Origin of the sequence: Bordetella genomosp. 5 (assembly GCF_002261475.1) — a bacterium.
GTDB lineage: Bacteria > Pseudomonadota > Gammaproteobacteria > Burkholderiales > Burkholderiaceae_B > Bordetella.
Genome location: NZ_NEVN01000010.1, coordinates 61,763 through 81,189 on the forward strand (window position 1 = coordinate 61,763; position 19,427 = coordinate 81,189).

14 protein-coding genes are annotated in these 19,427 nt (G+C 67.1%); 3 read left to right on the forward strand and 11 right to left on the reverse strand.

Annotation, left to right across the window (positions count from 1 at the left end):
- Positions 1 to 12: 12 nt before the first annotated feature.
- From CEK29_RS18930 to CEK29_RS18980, 11 genes are all read right to left on the reverse strand, one after another.
- Positions 13 to 3,186: a T6SS effector BTH_I2691 family protein gene (locus CEK29_RS18930; RefSeq protein WP_094801492.1), complete on the reverse strand. Its 3,174-nt coding sequence runs from the start codon at positions 3,184 to 3,186 to the stop codon at positions 13 to 15.
- Positions 3,183 to 4,109: a hypothetical protein gene (locus tag CEK29_RS18935; RefSeq protein ID WP_255176204.1), complete on the reverse strand. Its 927-nt coding sequence runs from the start codon at positions 4,107 to 4,109 to the stop codon at positions 3,183 to 3,185. The genes CEK29_RS18930 and CEK29_RS18935 overlap by 4 nt, the downstream gene beginning before the upstream one ends.
- The gene (locus CEK29_RS18940; RefSeq protein WP_094858991.1) at positions 4,106 to 6,787 is read right to left on the reverse strand and encodes a type VI secretion system Vgr family protein; all 2,682 of its coding nucleotides are present in this window, start codon (positions 6,785 to 6,787) and stop codon (positions 4,106 to 4,108) included. The genes CEK29_RS18935 and CEK29_RS18940 overlap by 4 nt, the downstream gene beginning before the upstream one ends.
- Positions 6,788 to 6,804: 17 nt before the next feature.
- Positions 6,805 to 9,498, reverse strand: coding sequence for a type VI secretion system ATPase TssH (gene tssH, locus CEK29_RS18945; RefSeq protein WP_094858992.1), 2,694 nt, complete (start codon positions 9,496 to 9,498; stop codon positions 6,805 to 6,807).
- Between the two features lie 19 nt (positions 9,499 to 9,517).
- Positions 9,518 to 10,609, reverse strand: a complete 1,092-nt coding sequence (gene tssG / locus CEK29_RS18950) for a type VI secretion system baseplate subunit TssG (protein ID WP_432759242.1) — start codon at positions 10,607 to 10,609, stop codon at positions 9,518 to 9,520.
- On the reverse strand, positions 10,573 to 12,411 hold the full coding sequence (tssF, locus tag CEK29_RS18955; RefSeq protein WP_094801484.1) for a type VI secretion system baseplate subunit TssF: 1,839 nt from the start codon (positions 12,409 to 12,411) through the stop codon (positions 10,573 to 10,575). The genes tssG and tssF overlap by 37 nt, the downstream gene beginning before the upstream one ends.
- Before the next feature lie 50 nt (positions 12,412 to 12,461).
- Complete coding sequence (tssE, locus tag CEK29_RS18960; RefSeq protein ID WP_094801482.1) at positions 12,462 to 12,947, reverse strand: type VI secretion system baseplate subunit TssE; 486 nt, start codon at positions 12,945 to 12,947, stop codon at positions 12,462 to 12,464.
- 66 nt (positions 12,948 to 13,013) lie between these two features.
- The gene (locus CEK29_RS18965; RefSeq protein WP_094801480.1) at positions 13,014 to 13,517 is read right to left on the reverse strand and encodes an Hcp family type VI secretion system effector; all 504 of its coding nucleotides are present in this window, start codon (positions 13,515 to 13,517) and stop codon (positions 13,014 to 13,016) included.
- Positions 13,518 to 13,561: 44 nt separating this feature from the next.
- Complete coding sequence (tssC, locus tag CEK29_RS18970) at positions 13,562 to 15,052, reverse strand: type VI secretion system contractile sheath large subunit (RefSeq protein WP_094801478.1); 1,491 nt, start codon at positions 15,050 to 15,052, stop codon at positions 13,562 to 13,564.
- Complete coding sequence (gene tssB, locus CEK29_RS18975; RefSeq protein ID WP_094801476.1) at positions 15,045 to 15,560, reverse strand: type VI secretion system contractile sheath small subunit; 516 nt, start codon at positions 15,558 to 15,560, stop codon at positions 15,045 to 15,047. The genes tssC and tssB overlap by 8 nt, the downstream gene beginning before the upstream one ends.
- A 66-nt stretch (positions 15,561 to 15,626) precedes the next feature.
- Positions 15,627 to 16,292 (reverse strand): tetratricopeptide repeat protein, encoded by a 666-nt coding sequence (locus tag CEK29_RS18980; RefSeq protein WP_094858993.1) that lies wholly within the window; start codon positions 16,290 to 16,292, stop codon positions 15,627 to 15,629.
- A gap of 201 nt (positions 16,293 to 16,493) precedes the next feature.
- On the opposite strand from CEK29_RS18980, the gene tssJ reads away from it, so the two are divergent.
- The 3 genes from tssJ to icmH all read left to right on the forward strand — a co-directional run bounded on the left by tssJ (position 16,494) and on the right by icmH (position 19,353).
- Positions 16,494 to 17,111, forward strand: a complete 618-nt coding sequence (gene tssJ / locus CEK29_RS18985; protein ID WP_094858994.1) for a type VI secretion system lipoprotein TssJ — start codon at positions 16,494 to 16,496, stop codon at positions 17,109 to 17,111.
- A gap of 73 nt (positions 17,112 to 17,184) precedes the next feature.
- On the forward strand, positions 17,185 to 18,531 hold the full coding sequence (gene tssK / locus CEK29_RS18990; protein WP_094801470.1) for a type VI secretion system baseplate subunit TssK: 1,347 nt from the start codon (positions 17,185 to 17,187) through the stop codon (positions 18,529 to 18,531).
- A 39-nt stretch (positions 18,532 to 18,570) separates the two neighbouring features.
- Positions 18,571 to 19,353, forward strand: a complete 783-nt coding sequence (gene icmH / locus CEK29_RS18995) for a type IVB secretion system protein IcmH/DotU (RefSeq protein ID WP_094801468.1) — start codon at positions 18,571 to 18,573, stop codon at positions 19,351 to 19,353.
- Positions 19,354 to 19,427 lie beyond the last annotated feature (74 nt).

The following is a 19,427-nucleotide window of genomic DNA, read 5'->3' on the forward strand; positions in this document are numbered from 1 at the left end:
CGCGTACGTTCCTCAGTCCTTGGCGGTAATGAAATTGGCGCCGCCCCCACCGGTGGGCACCGACACGACTTCCGGCATCCGCTCCGCGTCGGGCCAATACTCAACCTTGAGCACCGCGCCGTTGAACACGTCATCGTCCACCAGCAACTCGGCCTTCAGCACGGCATAGCCCTCATTCTCCGTGAAGTCCACGGCGGGGTCGAAGGGCTCGGTCACGAACTCGACGGGCGCGCTGCGGTCTTCGCGCAGCCACTGCCAGCCGCGCGCCCAGCCGGGTTTCTCACCCATGCCCCTGACGTAATCGTCGATCTTGTCCAGCACGCCGTCGCGCGCCGGTGCGGCCGAGACCGTCTGCTGCGACGGAGGCCTGGGCTGCAGGTCGGGATCCTGCGACAGGCGCGAGGCCCGGCTGGCCACCACTTCGGATCGCCCGGGGCCGGTGAACTTCAAGCTGTAGGCATAATCGCTGCCCTTGCCATAGCCCGGCAGCACGAGCTCGAGCACGACGCGATCGCGGCCCACGAATTCGCCCTGCATGAAGCCGCGCCATTCAAGATTGGCCTTCACGCCGAACACGGCCATGTTGAACGACTCGATCTCGTGCTCGCGCGATTCGAACACCGGACGATCCTCGTCGGCCTCCTGATACTTGGCGCTGCGAAAACGCGAGCGCGTGTACCAGATCTCCAGATCGGTTTCTTTGGCCGAGTCGCCCCAGAACTTGAAGTACAGGCCGATGGCGAGCGCGGCGAGACCGATCACGATCCAGCCCCACACGGGAATGCCCAGCAGCACGGTGCCCGCCTGCGTGAGCGCGACCAGCGTACCCGCCGCGCCGGAGCCGGCCACCACGCCCGCCGCCGTGAGCGCGCCACCCACGCCGATTACCGCGGCCGCCACGCCCGACAGGCCCGACAGCGTCAGGAAGAACGACGAGGCCAGATAGGCGTTGCCCGCCTCGTAATTCTTGACGTCGTACTGGTCGATCGCATCGAGCGCGCTGTTCACGCCGTCGGTGAGCGTGGCGGCGGCCGCGAAGGCCGCGCCCGCGGTACGCAGCGCCGCCAGCCGCATGCTCAGGCGCAGATTCATGGTGAGAAGCGAGTTCTGCGTGACGCGCGCGCCCACCCCGCCCGCGATCACCTCGCTGACCAGCGCGCCCACGCCCAGCACGCCCGACACGATGCCGAAGATGGCCTTGCGCTGCTCGGTGTTGTCTTTCTTCTCCAGCGATTTGTTCAGGTCATTGACCGAGGAGTTGAGCGCAAGCAGCGTCAGCACGCCGCCCGCGGCGGAGCTTGCTCCGTCAAGGCTCTTGGCCCAACGCACCAGACCGCCCAGCGGCGAGGGCGTGTGCACGCTCGGCACCGGCAACGATCCCGGCAGCGCAGTGCCAGGCGGCCGGTGGACCAGCGGACCGCCGGGCGGCGAGGCGCCGGCGGGCGAGCTCGACGGCGCGGCTGCGGGCCCCGGGCGAGCCGCGATCTGCTCGGGAACGAGATACGTGAACTGCACCTCGCTCGTCGTCTCGATGTGCGATCCCATCCAACTCGCCGTCATCGGATTCGACGCGAAGTAACCCTCTGTGGGCGGCGCTATCGAGATCGAGTAGTTCAAGGTTCCGAAGGTGATCTGGTGCATCTCGGAAATGAACCGTGGCACCGTGGTCGAGTGCGTCTGCACCGACAGCACGATGTCCAGCCGATACGCCATGGTGGCCGCGACCCGCGTGTAGATGCGCCCGTTGAGCGGCCGCGTCGCGGTCGTGGTGTAGCGCAACAGTTGCGTGGACACGAACCGGCCAACGATGGCCGTGGTTGGCCGCACCGTGGCGGTGGCCGCAGCCGCGGCCCCGCTGCCGCGACGGTCCTGCATCCACTGCTTGAACGAGGAGCAGAAGTTGCGGATGTCATTGGCGCGGTCCAGCACGAATTTCGTCGTGACCTCCTTCTTGAGGAACTCCAGCAGCTTGTCGTCGTTGTTCGCCAGCGCGCGCCACATGGCGCGGTACTTGCCGTAGACGTTTTCTTCCTTGAGCACGGCGTCGATCGCGCCATGCTCCACCGTCACCGCGCCGGCGCCATCCACGCTCAGCGCAAAATCCTCTTCGAGGCGTGCGCCGGTCTGCGAGTCGACCGGGCTATAGGTATCGAGCGCGAGCCAGAAACGGTCGCGGCCGAACCACCAGCCCCAATCGTCGGCCGCGCCCTCGATGGGCTGACGGAATTTTTCGATCTCGGCCTTGTTCTTGGTGAGCACGTCGGTGACACGGCTGAGATCGAGGCGATCCGACATGCGCCGGTACTCGTCCGTGCCGGGGCGCGTCTGCTTGCGCACGCCGTCGATCAGCTCGGCGGAGCTGACGTCCCACATGCGCTCCGGGTCGAGGTGATAGGCCGCGAGTTCGGCCATGTTCTTGTTGCGCCAGGTGGAGATGTCGGCCAGGATGCCCACCGGATCCGGCAGCGCCAGCATGATGCCGCCCTTGGGCGAGAGCGCATGCATCTTGGCCGCCATCTCGGCCGCGCGCCCGCCGAAACCCATCGCACCCGGCGTGAGCGTGTTCTCGAACAACTTGCGCGCCGTCGCGGCGTCACGAAACTCGATGGAATGATCCTGCAGCTGCTTGCCGTCTTCGTTCACGCGGCAGCCCGTTTCGCGATCGGGATGGCCACCGCCATGGACCGCCTTCGCGTCCACGGCCACCATCACCTTCTCGCGCCAGGCCTTGTCGCGCGCCAGCTCCTTGCGGATGTCTTCGGTCCACCAAACGCGCGAGTAGCCCACCCACACCGGCCGATTCGCTCGCTCCGGCCGTGCGATGTTGATCAGCGCGGCTTCCAGGCCATGGCCTTCGCGCGTGCAGGTGAACGTGGGCTCTTCCGACGGACGCGCGGCGTCGTCCACCTCCACTTCCTTGAACTGACCGCCCGCGGTGGCGGCGAATGCGCGCCAGCCATAGGTGCGCCGCGGATCCCAGACGAACACATAGCCCGCGGTGATGGCGCGCAGCATGTAGGCGCCGCCCCGCATCGTCTTGTGATAGAGCTCGGGCGACATGTACACGCCGTCGGGCAGATCGTTGCGCCCCTCGGGCACGTAGCTCACGCGCATCGGCAGAATGGGCAGGCCGGGCCGGCCGCAGAACTTGCCCTTGCAGGGCAGGTTTTCGTACTCGTTGCTCATGCTCGCAATCCCTCCGGCATGCGCGCCTCCTGCGCGAATGCCTGCCAATCCTCGTCATCCATGTCGCGCGCGGCGTGACGCAGCCGTCCGCCCTCCTCGCGCACTTCCTCGATCAGCGCAAGCAGCGACGGCGCGCGTTCGATCGGCGCATCCAGCACCACCCGCCATGCGGCGAACAGACTCAGGTCTTCGTCGTCGGCCAGCGCCAATGCCGCGCCCCGGTCGAGCGCCTGGCGCACCGGCTCGAGCACCTCGGGCACGCAGCGCAGGCCCTCGGTATTGAGTCGTTGCAGCACCGCGTTGATACAGCCCAGGCGGTTCAGGCGGGCCCAGTCCGGCAGCGCCTCCTGCATCGGGCCCACGCTGTCCGGCAGCGCGTGCCAATGGGCGAAGGCATCCACATACATCCATACCGTTCCGGCGATCCAGCTCGCCGGCGTGGCGCCGGCATACAGCTCGCGCTGGAACTGCGTGCTGCGCGGATCCCAGTAACGAAACATCCGCACCCGGCCCTGCGCGTCGCGCAGCCGGCCGCGCAGCACCATCCGCCGCGCCGCTTCGGCGAGCGGCAGATCGGTGGCGAGCCACGCGGCCATGCTGCGCGGACGGCGGCTCGCGGGCGCCGCGCGCATCGCCTCGGCGATCGCCAGGCGCACGCTGGCGTTGACCACACGCTCGTGGCGCTCTTCATCGGGCACCTCCACGAGCGACAGCGGAGCGCGTGACGCGCCCTGCGAAATGAGTTCGACCTGGCGCCGCGTGAGGCCCTCGGCCTCGAAGTAGTCGCCGAGCGGGTCGTCGAGCGTGGTGTCGCACAGCAGCAGCAGGCGCCGGCTGCCGCGCCTGTCCAGCACGGCACGCATGCCCGCGATGGCGGCCTCGAGGCGCGCTTCGGCCGAAGGAAACGCGTGCGCCGCGCTCATGCTGCCAACGCGCCGCTGCCGGCCGCGTCCTCGAGCGCCGCGCCGCAGCCCTCCAGCGCGCCCTGGGGCGGAGCCTCGGGGCCCGCGCCGCTTTGCGGCCCGACCCAGCTATGCACGCCCGCGCGCAGCTCCACTTTGCCCGGCGCGTGCAGCTGGATGCCTCCGCCTTCGATGCGCATGTAGGCGCCCGCCGCCGTCGCCAGCACGCTCTTGGACGCGGTGGCTTCCACGCTGGCCTGCGCCGATGCGATCGTCACGGCCTTCTCGGCGATCAGGCGCATGCGCGCCTTCTGGCTTTGCAGCCGCAATGCGCCGCCGGCCGCGTGCAGGCGAATACCCTTTTCGGGCACCGCGCCGCCGCTGCCGCCCAGGCCCATCGTGAAGAGCAACACGCCCTGAGCGACGGACACGGCCATGTTGGCGCCCGCGGCCCAGTTCACGTCGGGCGCGATCTGCGTCAGGGTGGCCCCGGCGACCGCGTAGGCGTTCTTGGGGGTGTACTGGCCGATGCCCTTGGGCGCGCTCACTTGAATGTGGGGCGTGGTGTAGGCGGCCACCGACGTGCCGTCTTCCGTCTGCGTGCCTTCGGCCACCTGCCGCACGGCCTCCAGCTCTTTCAGGGCGCGCGGCTTGGCGCTGTCGTCCTGCAGAATGGCTTCCTGGCGCACGGCATTCTCGGCCAGCTCGGCAGCCTGCGTCGACGCGGCTTCCATCTGCCGGATCGCTTCCGCGCTATCGAGGAAACTGCCCGCGGCGCCCTCGCGCCGGTCGGCGCTGATCAACAGACCCGCGCCACCGCGCAAGGCCACCGCCTCCTGCGTGGCCAGCTCCGCGCCATGGCCCAGATCCGACAGGCGCTCGTTATCGCGCTGCTGCTTCAGGTGGCCCAGGCTCAAACGCGTGTCGGCCTGCGTGGTGGCCGCGCTCAGGCGCGACTGACCGGGCGAATCATCCTGCACCAGCTGGTTATAGCCGCCCATGCCCTGGCCGCTGTCGGCCAGCGCCTGGGTCTTGAAGCCGGACAGCACCGCGTTGTGCGCGTGCGCCTCTTCGCTGCCGGCGAACCAGGCCGGCGCGTTGCCGGTGGCGTTCGCCGCGCCGCCCTGCACCTGATTGTTGGCCGCATTCTCCGCGCCGGCGCCGTTGTAGAGCGCTCCGACCACGACGGGCCGGTCGATGTCGCCATGCAGGAATTGCACCAGCACCTCCTGGCCGACGCGCGGCACGAAGTGCCCGCCCCAGTCCGCACCCGCGACCGGCTCGGCCACGCGCACCCAGGTGCCCAGCTTGTCGCCGGCGGGCGCGTTGTCGTCTCCCGCGGGATGCTTCTGGCGATTGCTCGACGCGCTGCCGCGCTGCCAATGGAACTGCACCTTGATGCGGTGATCGCGATCGGTGTGCACGGGGTCGTTCGAGCCGACCACGAGCGCCGTCTGCGCACCGTGCACGGTGGGACGCGGATGCAGCCGCGCGCCGTGACCGTCGTGCGTGCTCGGCCGATACTCCACCTTGGAAGCGATGGCCTCGAAGCGATTGCGATAGAACTCGGCGTCGGTCAGCGCGGACTCGCCCGCGGCGCCCAGCGCCTGCTCGACGGCGAGGCCGAGGGACTCGTCGAAGTTGTTGCGGGCCTCGTGCTGGATCGACAGCACGACAAACTCGCTGCCCTCACCCTGCGAGGGCGAAAAATGATCGACCAGCGTGAAGCGCTGGCCGGCCGCCAGCGACCGGACCGTGCCCTCGCCTTGATAGACGGAACGGCCCACGCGTTGCGCGGCCAGCGCATTGTGGGCCAGGCGATCGCCCTGGTCGCTGTCCTCGTACATGTACTGGCCGGGGTAGTCCACATCGGCCAGATCGATGCTGTTGGGCAGTTTGTCCTCGGCCTGGGCGCTCACCTTGCGCGCCACCATGGCCCGATAGTCCCAGCTCGCGAGCTCCACCGCATTGGTGCGCCATGCGCGCGCCTGGCGCCACGATTGAATCGTGTCTTCCGTTTCGGTGGCGTCGGCGCGCTGAAACTTCACCGACTCCTGCGGTCCGGCCACGAAGGCGCCGTTGTGATCCGCGATCACCACGGTGTGCGTGCCCGGCGCGTCTTCCGCGGGCTCGTGCTCCACCCAGTAATACAGGCCTTCTTCGGCCAGCAGCCGCTCCACGAACGCGAAGTCGGTCTCGCGATACTGGATGGTGAGGCTGCGCTTGCCGTAGACCGCCCTGTCCTTGACCTCCCAACGCCATTGGGGCGCGACGGCGCCCTTCCCGTTGTAGTCGCCGAACACGCTGTCGATGATCTCGATCACCGACACGTCCTGGAACACGAAGCTGTCACGGCGCTGGCGCAGCAGCGCCAGCCACGGCTCGATGCGCAGCCGGTAGCGCGCGAAGCCGCCATTGGCGCCTTCGAAGCGCGCCTGCGACACCAGCCCGCACCATGCCCGTTTGTCGTCCTTGCCCAGGGCGGTTTGCAGCAGGACCTGGGCCGGCTGACCCAGCAGCGATTTCAACGGAACGTGCGCGTCGTCCGACAGCGCCGTGACCTCGATCGCGAAGCCTCCGCCCGAAAGCCGCTCCGAGCCGCGCAGGCGCTCGGCCAGCAGCGTATCGCGGCCCAGCGGGGTCGACAGGGTGAGCAGGCGGTCGGCCTGGGTGTAGCCGGCCGAGAGTTCGATAGCCATGACGGCGTCTCCTGGCGTCAGGTCATGCGGTAGCGGAACTCACCGTTCTTGCCGGCGCTCACGCGGATCTTCGCGATGGCCTCGCCCTGCGCCATGCGGCCCAGCACGTGCTCGGCAATTTCCGGGAGCAGCGTTCCGTTGAGAATATGGTCGACGTTGCGTGCGCCGGTATCGACCTCGGTGCAACGCGCCAGCACGGCCTCGACCAGGGCATCGTCCCACTCGAACGCCGCGCGGTGCGTGGTCTCGACGCGGCGCGCGATGCGGCCGAGCTTGAGCGCGATGATCCGCACCAGCGCGTCGTCGTCCACCGGGTAGTAGGCGATCGTCTTCATGCGGCCCAGGAAGGCGGGCTTGAACGCCTTGTACAGCTGCGGCAGCAGCAGCTCGGCCAGCTGATCCGGCGTGGGCCGCTCCTCGGCGGGCTTGTTGAGGCAGGCCTGCATGATGGCCGACGAGCCCACGTTCGAGGTCAGGATGATGAGCGTGTTGCGGAAATCGATCTCGCGGCCCTCGGCGTCGTCCATCACGCCCTTGTCGAAGACCTGGAAGAACAGCTCCAGCACGTCGGGGTGGGCCTTCTCGATCTCGTCGAGCAGCACCACGCTGTATGGTTGACGGCGCACGGCCTCGGTGAGCACACCGCCCTCGCCATAGCCGACGTATCCGGGCGGCGATCCCTTGAGTCCCGAGATGCTATGGGCCTCCTGGTACTCGCTCATGTTGATGGTGACCAGCTTGCGCTCGCCGCCGTACAGAATGTCGGCCAGCGCCAGCGCGGTCTCGGTCTTGCCCACGCCGGACGGGCCGACGAAGAGGAACACGCCCTTGGGTCTGTCCGGATCTTCCAGGCCCGCGCGTGCGGTGCGCACACGCTGCGCGATCGCGTGCAGCGCGTGGTCCTGACCGATCACGCGTTCGGCGAGCATGGGCTGCAATTCCAGCACGGTCCGAATCTCGTCGTTCACCATGCGGCCCAGCGGGATGCCGGTCCAGGCGGACACGATCTCGGCCACCACCTGCGCATCGACGCAGGCCGGCACCAGCGGATTCTCGCCCTGCAACGCGCGCAGTTCGTCCTGCAGGCCGGCCAGGCGCTGCTGCTCGGGCGTGAGGACCGGCGGCGCGGCCTTGCGCTTGCTCGTCGGGGCCGGTGCGGCGGCGCCCTCGCCCGTGGCGGCCGCGTCGCCCGCCTCGAGTTCGGTGCGCAGCGCGTGAATGCGCGTCACCAGATCGCTTTCGGCGGCATGCCGCGCCTCGGCCTCGGCCAGCGACGCTTCGACCGCGCTGATCTCCTGGACGAGCTCGCCGAGACGTGCGGCAGGTGCGCCGGCGGCGGCTTCACGCTGCAAGGCGGACTGCTCCGCGCGCAGACGCGTGAGGCGGTGACGCGCATCGTCGATGAGCGCCGGCGTCGCGCTGCGGCCGAGCGCCACGCGGGCGCACGCCGTGTCGAGCACGCTGACGGCCTTGTCCGGCAGTTGGCGTCCGGTGATGTAGCGGTGCGACAGACGGGCCGCGGCCTGGATCGCCTCGTCGAGCACGCGCACACCGAAGTGTTGTTCCATCAGGGGCGCCATGCCGCGCAGCATCGCGGCGGCCAGCACCTCGTCGGGCTCCTCGACCTTCACGACCTGGAAGCGGCGCGCCAGCGCGGCGTCTTTCTCGAAGTACTTCTTGTACTCGCTCCAGGTGGTGGCGGCGATGGTGCGCAACTCGCCACGGGCCAGCGCCGGCTTGAGCAGATTGGCGGCGTCGTTCTGCCCCGCCTGGCCACCCGCGCCGATCATCGTATGCGCTTCATCGATGAACAGAATGATCGGCGTCGGGCTCTTCTTCACCTCGTCGATCACGTTCTTCAGGCGGTTCTCGAACTCACCCTTCACGCTCGCGCCGGCCTGCAGCAGGCCCATGTCGAGCACGCGCAGCGTCACGCCGGCCAGCGCGGGCGGCACGTCTTCGGCCACGATGCGCAGCGCCAGGCCTTCGACCACCGCCGTCTTGCCCACGCCGGCCTCGCCCGTCAGGATGGGATTGTTCTGGCGGCGCCGCGTCAGGATGTCGATCATCTGGCGGATCTCGGCATCACGGCCGATCACCGGATCGATCTTGCCTTCGCGGGCGCGCTCGGTGAGGTTGGTGGTGTACTGATCCAGCGCGGGCGTCTGCGACAGCCCCGGGGCGGGCACGCCATCGGCGGGTGCGGCCGCGTCGGCCAGGCCCACGCTCTGGCCCGCTTCTTCCGAGCCTTCGGTCATCGCCGCGAAATCCCGCTTGAGCTCGTCGAGCCGGAACGACTCGAACAGCGTCGAGCCGCGCTTCGCGAGCTGGGCCAGATCGGGCTCCACCAGCAGCGCGAGCAGCAGATGTCCCGACCGGATGCGCGTGGTCTGCGTATCCAGCGAGGCGATCAGCCAGGCCTGCTCGAACAGCGTGGGCAGATGCGGCGAGAAAACCGGCGTGCGCGTGTTGCCGTTCTTGAAGCGGCCGATCTCGGCCTTCAGATCCGCTTCCAGCGTATCGGTCGGAATCCGGCAACGCCGCGCGATGACGGCCACGTCGCTCGCCGGCTGCTCGAGCAGCGCGACGAACAGGTGTTCGAGATCGACCTCGTAGTTGCCCTGAGCCATACACAGGCTGGCGGCGCGTTCGGCCGCCTTGCGGCAGGTCTGGTTCAGCTTTCCGATCAGGGTTTTCAGCGGGGTTGCCATGAATCTTCAGGGTCTCGGATCAATGAATGGTATGCAGCTCGTAGCTGGCGTCGTCGCGGTCTTCGGTGGCCGGCTCGGTGGCGAGGAACGAGTTCCAGCCCAGGCGCACCTCGGCGCCTTCGCCCAGCGTGCTCGGTCCCACGGCCTCGCGCGCCAGGATCAGGCGCACCTCGTACTCGAAGGTGAGGCCGCCGAACATCGTCAGCAGCTTCTCGAGCGCCTGCGCGCGGGCGCCGCCGGGCAGAAAATCGGTATAGGCCTGACGCGACAGCGGGCCGATCCACAGGCGGATACGCAGGTCGCGCTGCCAGATGCGGTCGCCCGCCAGCGCCGACACGCCGAGCACGGCGCCCGGCTGGCCGAGATAGGTGCGGTTCTGCGGCGGCACGTTGTACCAGCGGCCCACGAACTGCTCGACCCGCAGCGGCACGCCGAAGTAGTCGCTCAGCACCCGCTGCAGATAGGGCGCCGACACGGGCCGCTGGCGCGCGGCCGCGGCGTAGTGCGCGATCGATTCGTCGTGCACGACGCCCGCGCCGCTGCGCAGCCGGTCGCGCAGCGCCGGGTGGCCCATGCCGCCCAGTGCCAGCAGAAGCGGCAGGTAATGGTGATCGGCGTCGGTCTCGTGCCGCACCGGCATGCGGTACTTCTTCCACGCCTCGTAGAACAGCGCGGCGGCGCGGTTCGAGAAGATATCGAAAAACGCGCGCGCGCCGCGGTCCCGCCGCACGCTCTCGCGCATCGCGAGCATTTCCGAATAGTGCAGCGGCAGCGCGCCCTGCCCGCCCAGCAGGCCGAAGAACGCCGGGGTGATGTCCACCCGCGAAAGCTTGCCGTCGGCCACCGCGGCCTCGCGCGCCGCCGGGTCGGTCAGCGGCTCGCCCTCGTGGTCGTAGGCCATGGCCTCGACGATCTCGCTCGGCGGGAAGCCCAGGCCGGGCGAGTTCGGAAAGCGCATGCGCGCCGGCACGGTGTTGCGCGACGGGTTGCCCTGCTGCCGCACGAACCAGCGTTCGAGCAACCGCACGGCCTGGAAGAATTCGAAGCGCTGCGGCTCGGCCAGCAGCGCATTCATCACGCTAGGATGGCGTCGCCGTTGCATGGAGGGCACCGTAGAAGTTCTTCCGCGCCGCGGCGCGACAACACGACCAGCTGCACGAAGCTGTTGGCGTGCACGTAGAGTCCGAAGAATCGGTTGATCACCGCCACGAAGGTGTGCAGGCTCGTGCCCACGAAGTGCTCTTCGTTGACCGTCAGGCGGATCTCGATGCCGCGCACGAAGGTCGCGAACGGCTCGCCGGCCATCCAGTGCGTGGCGGGCTTGTAATCCAGGCCCACCAGGCCCTCGATCTGCCGCGCCGCCACCGGCGAGTTCGACAGGTCGTACAGGCGCAGCGTTTCCTTCAACGCGGGCAGGCCGCTCTGCACCAGCGAAAGATGATTGAGCGCCAGATGCGAAATCAGGCGCCAATGCGCCGCGCGGCCCTGCTGGAAGCGCTGGCTGTGCGTGGGCCGGCGCAGCATGCGGATCGCCCGCGCCACGGTGCCGCCCTCCATGAACAGATCTCCGCCGCCCTGCCCCACGGCCAGTTGTGCCGGCAGATCGCGGTTGGTGCAGGTCAGGTCCAGGCTGAGGGTCTCGGTCTGCGGCACGGCCGGATCGAAATCGATGTCGATGATCGATATCTCGGTTTCGTAGCCAGGGCTGCGCTGCGCCACCGCCGCGTCGCGGCGCATGGTCCAGTAATGGCTGGCATTCTCGGGCGATTCGCCGTGATGCAGCGAATAGAACGGCCGGAACGCCACGACGGACTCACCCTGCGCGTTCTGCCGCACCTGGCGGACGCGGTCGATCGAATAGACCTCGTAGCCAAAGGCGCGGCGCGCATCGGCCACCACCGGATACGACGCGGCGGCGTGGGTCACGCGGATCGGATCGGCGCGCTGATTGAACAGGTTCACGACCGGCGTGCAGCCCAGCCGGATGTTGTCGGCGCTCATCGATTCGAGCAGGCGCGCGGTATTCGAATCGGCGCGCAGCCCGGTCACGGGCAGATGCAGCGTGAACTGGCGCGCCGTGCCCAGATACGGCCGCAGCGCCGCGAGGTCCACGTCGACGAAATTGAATTTTTCCGAGAACACGAAGTACTCGGCCAGCAGACGGTAGGCCGGATGCGAGCTGGCCGGGAAATCGATCAGCGCATCCTCTTCGGCCAGGCCCACCTGCCCCAGCGGAATGGCCGGCAGCCGGTCCCAGCGGCCGGGCTGCAGCTCGACGTAGGCAGCCGCGGCACGCAGGAAGAGCGCGTCGCGCAGGGCCGCCACGAACGAGGGCTCGCCGTGCAGATAGATGCGCAGGCGATCGACGTTGAGCATGCCGAAGTGCTGATTCTCGCCCTGGCACGCGAACTGGATCGAGAAGCGGCCAGTCACGCCGGTCGGCAGCTTGGCCGTGGCGGGCGCGTTGGCGGTGGACACGAAGGCGGCGTGCGGCACTTCGAGCGGCGCGAGCGTTACGTCGTAGGCCGTGCGGAAGCGGCAGGCCACGCCACGGACCGGATGCGATTTGAGCTCGGTGCCGCGCGCGATGCGCACGGGCGCCGTGAGCTGCGCGCCCGCGCCGCCCAGGTCGAACTGCGCCACGCTGCAAGACGGAAACGGCCGCAGATAATGCGGATACATCACCTCGAACAGCGCCTCGGTGAACTCCGGATAGTCGTCGTCGAGCTTTTTGTTGATGCGGGCGCCCAGCAACGCGAACGACTCGATCATGCGCTCGACGTGCGGATCCTCACAGGTCTCGCCGGACAGCCCCAGGCGCGCGGCGATCTTCGGATAGCGTTCCGCGAAATCGCGCGACGAGCTGCGCAGAAAGCCCAGCTCACGCTCGTAATAGGGCAGCAATTCTTCCATCGTTGTCTTCCTGGACGGCGAGTCCACCCGCGGGCTCGCCGTTGTTCTTCTCAGACCATGGCCGGCGTCTTGGCCCAACCCTTGGTCACGGAGTACTGCAGGGTCGACGGCTGCAAGGTCGCGTCGAATGTGACGGGCTCGTGGGCCGGGCCCACATCGAGCATCGCCGTGATCGCGAAATACAGCACCGACGTCGCCCGGCTGTCGACCTGCAGCACGACCCGCACATGGGTCAGCCGCGGTTCGTGCCGCGCGATGGCTTGCTCGAGCGACCGGCAGATGAATTCCCGGTCGTAATGACTGGCCAGGCTGCGGCCCGAAAAGTCGGACAGACCATAGGTCAGCACCGAGCGTTGGCAATTCGGATAACGCTTGAGACCCTCTTCGGTGAACACCATGCGGGTGTTCAACAGGGCCTCGATGTCACGTGCCACCGTCTCTTTCATCTCTTCGATGGACAGACGGCGCAGCGCGTAGGGCGATTGGCTCTCGCCCTCGAAGAGCTTGTCGAACAGACTCGGCTCGAACCCTTTCATCGGAACTCCGAATCAAAAAAGACTGCGACCCGGCTCGGGCCGCAGTCCTTCAACCAGCGTTCGCGATCAGACCGAGTAGGTCTTGTCGTTCTTGGTCAGGCTCCAGGCGCCCTGCGAGTTACCGCCCTGGTTGCCGCCCACCTTCTGCTGCGTGTACTTCCACTGCACCGCGGCGTACTTCAGCGAGAAGATTTCGTGCGGCAGGCCTTCGCTCACGACTTCCGGCGCCACGCGGGCGATGATCACGTACTTCAGCTTGATCTCGAGGTACTTGACGCGGTTGCCGTCGCCGTCGGCGCGCAGGAAATCAATCGTCACTTCATCGAAGGTCGTGCCGCCCGACGCGTGCTGATACAGCAGCGGGCTGACCACGTCGAGATCCTTGGTGAAGATCATCTCGCCATGTTCGGTGCGTTCGGCGGTATGGCCACCCGAGGTCGAGGCCGTGGCCGAGCGCGGCTGGATGATCTCGTGGCGCCAGGAGCTCACTTCGATCCAGTCCGGGTGATCCTTGTCCTGGGATTCCCCCTTGAGCGCGGGGTTGCCGAACTTGACGTAAATGTCCTTCATTGTTGATGACCTCTTTTAATGGATGAGTTTCAGCGCAATGACGATCAGGATTTCTGTGCCTGTGCCGGGAGTTCGGCGACCAAACGCAACGAAATCGAGAGTTCGTCGAGCTGGAAGTGCGGCCGCAGAAACGCCACGGCCCGGAAGACGCCAGGACGTCCAGGGACCTCGGCGACCTGAACCGAGGCTTCGCGCAGCGGAAACTGCGCTTTCTGCTCCTGCGTCGCGTTGTCGTCGAGCAGTACATACTGCGACACCCAGCGATTCAGGAAACTCTCAACGGACTGCGCCGACGCGAAGCTGCCGATCTTGTCGCGCATCATCGCCTTCAGGTAGTGCGCCACGCGCGATACCGAGAAGATGTACTGCAGCTGCGCCGACAACACCGCGTTCGCGTTCGCGCTGTCCGTGTTGTATTTCTTGGCCTTCTGCACCGACTGGGCGCCGAAGAAAGCCGCGTAGTCGGAGTTCTTGCAATGCACCAGCGGAATCAGGCCCAGGTCGCTGAGCTCTTTTTCGCGGCGGTCGGTGATCGCGATTTCAGTCGGGCACTTGAGCGCGATCTCGCCGTCGTCGGTCTTGAAGGTATGCGTCGGCAGGTTCTCGACCAGGCCACCGCCTTCCACGCCGCGGATGGCGGCGCACCAGCCGAAGTCGGAGAACGCCGCGGTCAGGCGGGCGCCGAAGGCCCAGGCCGCGTTGCACCAGAGGTACTTCGAGTGATCGGTGCCGTCCACGTCTTCGACGAAGTTGAAGCCCTCGACCGACGTGCCTTCGACCGGGTCGTACGGCAGGCGGCCCAGGAAGCGGGGCATGGTGAGGCCCACGTAGCGCGAGTCTTCCGAATCGCGGAAGCTGCGCCACTTGGTGTATTCCACGGTGTCGAACACCTTGGCCAGATCGCGCGGACGGCCGAGATCGGCGAAGCTGTCCAGGCCCAGCAGCTCGGGCGAGGCCGAGGCGATGAACGGCGCGTGCGCCGCCGCCGCCACGTGCGACATCTGCTCGATGAAGTACATGTCTTCGGGCTGACGCGTGATCTCGAAATTGCCCAGCAGCGTGCCGAACGGCGAGCCACCGAAGGTGCCGAATTCTTCTTCGTAGACCTTCTTGAACATCAGGCTCTGGTCAAAGTCGATCGCGGTCTGGAAATCGCGCACCAGGTCACGCTTGGTGGCGTTCAGCACCTTGATCTTGAGCATCGGGCTCGTGTCGGTTTCCTGGCAGAGATAGTGCAGGCCACGCCAGGTGCTCTCGAGCTTCTGGAACTCGGGCGCGTGCATCACTTCGCTCAGCTGCGCGGAGATGAGGCGATCGAGCTCGGCGACGCGCGCGTCGAGCATGGCCGACAGGTTGTCGGACACGACGACGGTGCCCTTCATCACTTCACGCACGAGTTCGCCGATGATGTCCTTGGCGCGGTCGTGCTCGGCGCTCGACTTGGCGACGCGGCTCTGATCGACGATCTGGTCCAGCAGGCCGGGCGCGTCGGTGACGGCGGCGGCGCTATTGCTCGCGGCGGCGGTATTACTCATTGCGGCCTCCCTTGTCGGTCTCGCTGGTCAGTTGCTGCAGCTTCTCGGTGCTGGTGAGCACTTCGCCCAGCAGGTCTTCGAGCTTGTCGTTGCCGGCCAGCTTGTTGCGCAGGTCGGCCAGCTTGGTGCGGATGTCCAGCAGCTCGCGCAGCGGATCCACCTGCTGCACGACGGCTTCGGGACGGAAGTCTTCGATCGAGCGGAACTTCAGATCCACACCGAACGAGCCCTGCTCTTCGGTCAGCTGATTCTTCACGCGGTACGCGGCGCGCGGCTCGAGGCCTCGCATCACGTCGTCGAAATTGTCGACGTCGATGTTTACAAACTTGCGATCCTTCAGACGCGGCAGCTCCACTTCGGATTGCGCGCTGAAGTCACCCACCACGCCCACGACGAAGGGCAGTTCCTTCTGTTCGATGGCGTCGCCCTTCTCCACGTCATACGTCAACTGGACGCGCGGCGGACGGACTTTCTGCAGTCGTTTCTGAACGCTTTCTTTCTTGGCCATGAACGGCTCCGTGCAAAGGTCGTGTCTGTCGGGGTCGGCGCGATGCGGGACATCGCGCCGTACAGGTCACTTGTTGAGCAGATCGCCGAAGGGGTTCGGCGTGCGGTTCTGTTGGCCGGCAGGCGGCTGCGCGGCCGGCGTGTTGGCCGCGGGTTGCGACGCGGCGGGTTGAGCTGCGGGCGTGCGGCTGCCGGACGGCGCGGCGGTACCAGCGGAAGGAACGGCGGCCGGCGTACCGGCGGCCGGCGCGCCTGCCGGCGGATTGGCCGGCGGCGGATTCACGCGCGGCGGACGCGGTCCCCGCGGCGGCGGACGGCGGCCCTCGGGGAACAACACATCCTGACCCAGCGTCTCGCGCATGGCGGCGGCCAGCGCGACGGCGTCGGCGCGGGCGTTGCCAGCGAGCAGCGTGTCGGCGCGCAGGTCCGCGAGCGATTGCATCGCAACGCGCAGGCCGCCGACGGCACGCACCGTCTTGGCGACGAAGTCCTGCGGATCGCGGTTCAACGTCTCGTCGGCGGCGACGATCGCCTCACCGTATTTCTGCTGGTCGAATCGAATCTTTGCGATGTAGGACCAGGGCTCACCCTTCGAAGGATTGCGAACGGCAATCTCCTCGAACTGGGCCACCGCCTGGTCCGCCCCCTTCTGCTCGAGCGTCTTCTCGGCGGCGGCGATCGACTTGCGATAGTCGTCATCCGACTGGGGTTGAACGGTGGCGCAACCGGCCATCACAACGACTATGCCGGCGCATACGAGGAGTCGGGACAGAGACATTTTCTGAGCACGTAGCAGGGTTGTAACTAGGGGGCGTATTTCATCAACCTTTTGTTAGTACAGCGCTACAGTGCATTACCCCATGTTACTTGCGTCTATCTTGCACGCATCGTGCTGCGATCTGTATTGCTAAACGCAGTTCCGGTATAAAGGGCCATGTCCAAACATATCCATTTATCTCGCTTCCTCGCAGTTACGTTGTGCCTCGCGGGAACCAGCGTCGTTACGGGGTGTGCGGCCGTTTCGGCGGTCGGTGCCGTGGCCGGGATGGCGGGTAACGCGCTTGAGATGGCGGGCATGAAAAAGCCCGAAAACGCGCCGATCGAAGTGAAATTGGCCATTCACGCCGGAGAAAATTTGAATGCCAGCAGTGGGCAGGCGATGGCCGCGGTTACAAAAATATACTATCTGAAGAGTCCCGAGGCATTCCAGCGTGCGCCGCTTACGCAATTGATAGACACTGCGCAGGAGAAAGCCGCGCTCGGAGAAACCGTGCTGGGTGCGCGCGAGCTGACGCTCACGCCGGGGCAGCGTTACGAGGTCGTCGAGAAGGTCCCCAAGACCGCCGACTACATCGGTATCGCAGGGCTTTTCTATGCGCCGGCGCCGATGCGATGGAAGTACGTGTTCAAGGTCAAGGACGCCGAAGACACCGGCATCGTGCTGGGTGCGCATGCCTGCGCCCTCACGGTGACCACGGGCAAGCCCACGCTGCCGCCCGGCATCCCTGCCTATGATCCGGCGCGCCTGTCAGGCGTGCAGTGCCCGAGCTGATCGCCTTCGCGCGACCACGCGATCAAGTCCAATAAAAGCAGGCAACACAAGAGAAACCAATAAGAGCGCCATCGTGAGTTACTCAGCCAAAATCCTCTGGGGCGAGGGTCTGTTGCTCCGCCCGCAACACTTCCAGCGTCAAGACGCTTATCACGAAGACCGGCTCGCGGAGATGGCGCGCGCGCTGCATCCATATGCCTGGGGCCTGCGCTCGATCCGCTTCGATGCGGCCGCGCTGTCCAACGGCATGCTGCGTGCCACGGAGCTCTCCGCGGTGTTCCCCGATGGCGAGCTGTACAACGCGCCGCATGGCGATGCGCTGCCTCCGCCCGTGGCCCTCACCGCCCTCGATGGCGTGACCGAGGCCGTGTTCTATCTGGCGCTGCACCCGCTCAAGGAAACGGGCGGCAACTATCGCGACGGCCAGGCCGCCGAGGTGTTCGACGCACGCTACACCCATGGCAACCAGCCCGCGCCCGATCTCTATACCGCCGCCACGACCGCAGAGCTTGCCTACCTGCGCAAGAACGTGCGGCTGATCTCCGAATTCGAACCGCGCGACGAGCTTCTCGCGATCCCGGTGGCGCGCGTGCGCCGCACGGCCAGCGCGGGCTACGAGATCGACAATATGTTTGTCGGCCCGAGCCTGTCGGTGGCGGCGTCCGGCGCGCTGCACGAGCAGCTGCGCCGCCTGCTCGACGCGCTGCAGGCCAAGGTCAATGCGCTCTACGGCTTTCATCGCGAGCCGAGCAAGAACATCATCGAGTTCCGCTCGGGCGACGTGGCATCGTTCTGGCTGCTGCATACGGCGAACGAGGCCTACGCGGCGCTGTCGCATCTGTTCCATCATCCGCAGCTACACCCGGAGCGCCTGTTCCAGGAGATGGCGCGCCTGGCCGGTGCGTTGATGACCTTCTCGAAAGAGCACACGCTGGCCGACCTGCCGGTGTACCGCCACGATGCGCCGGGCCCCGCGTTCGCGCGTCTCGACGAGATCCTGCGCGACCTGCTCGAGACCGTGATCTCCACGCGCTATTTCTCGATCGTGCTCGACGAGGTCCGCCCGTCGTTCCATGTGGGCCGGCTCGATTCGGACAAGCTCGACGAGACCACCTCGCTGTATCTCGCTGTGCAGGCCGCGCTGCCCGCCAGCGAAGTCTCCGAACAGGTCCCGATGCGTTTCAAGGTGGGCGCCCCCGACGACGTCGAAAAGCTGGTGCTCTCGGCCATGCCGGGCGTGCAGCTCACCTACACGCCCCAGGTGCCGCCGGCGGTGCCCGTCAAACCGGGCGCCGTCTACTTCACGCTGCAGACGCGCGGCTCGCTGTACGACCGCATGCTGCAGGCACGCAGCATCGCCATCTATGCGCCCGCCGGCATCCCCGAGCTCAAGCTGGACCTGATCGCCGTGACCCGCTGAACGCCCGCGAGCTGACTCACTGAACCGACACAGACTGCCATGACCGCCGATACACCTTCCCTGCTGTCCGGTACCGCCCTGCCCCCGGGGCGTGCTGCCGACTTCTACGCCAGCCGGCCCGCCAAATCCCTGCTGGATCTGCTCTACGACGGCTTCCTGATGCTGTTCCTGCTCAAGAGCGGGCAGGAGCCCACCGATCCCGCGGCCTTCTCGGCGCGCGTGCAGCAGTTCCTCGCGGACTACGAGCGCACCGCCAAGAAGATGGACATCCCGGCGGAAGACATCTACGCGACCAAATACGCGTTCTGCGCCGCGGTCGACGAGTCGGTGCTGAACTCGCGCTTTGCGATCCGCGACGCCTGGATGCTGCAGCCCCTGCAGCTCACCTTGTTCGGCGAGCAGCTCGCGGGCGAAAACTTCTTCGCCCGGCTCGAAGACCTGCGTGCCCAGGGCGCGCAGCGGCTGCAGTCGCTCGAGGTCTATTACATGTGCCTGCTGCTGGGCTTCCAGGGCAAGTATCTGATCGAAGGCCAGGAAAAGCTTGGCTATCTCACCGCCCGTCTGGGCGACGAGATCGCGCTGCTGCGCGGCAAGCGCACCGGCTTTGCCCCGCACTGGGCGCTGCCCGACAAGGTCGCGCACACGCTCAAGCGCGACGTGCCGCTGTGGTCGATCATGGCCGTGTTCTCGTTGCTGGGCCTGCTGGCCTACCTCGGCCTGGGCCATTTTCTCAATGGCGAAATGCAGACCGCGATGGCGCCGTATCACGACATCGTGAAGCTCGGCCCGCGCGCCGCGCATCTGACCATCTCGCTACCGTAGCGGCATCCCAGAATTTCCGCGGCAGGCGCCCGACCTGCCTCCGCCTCCGGCGCCCCCGCGCCCGGCATCGCAGC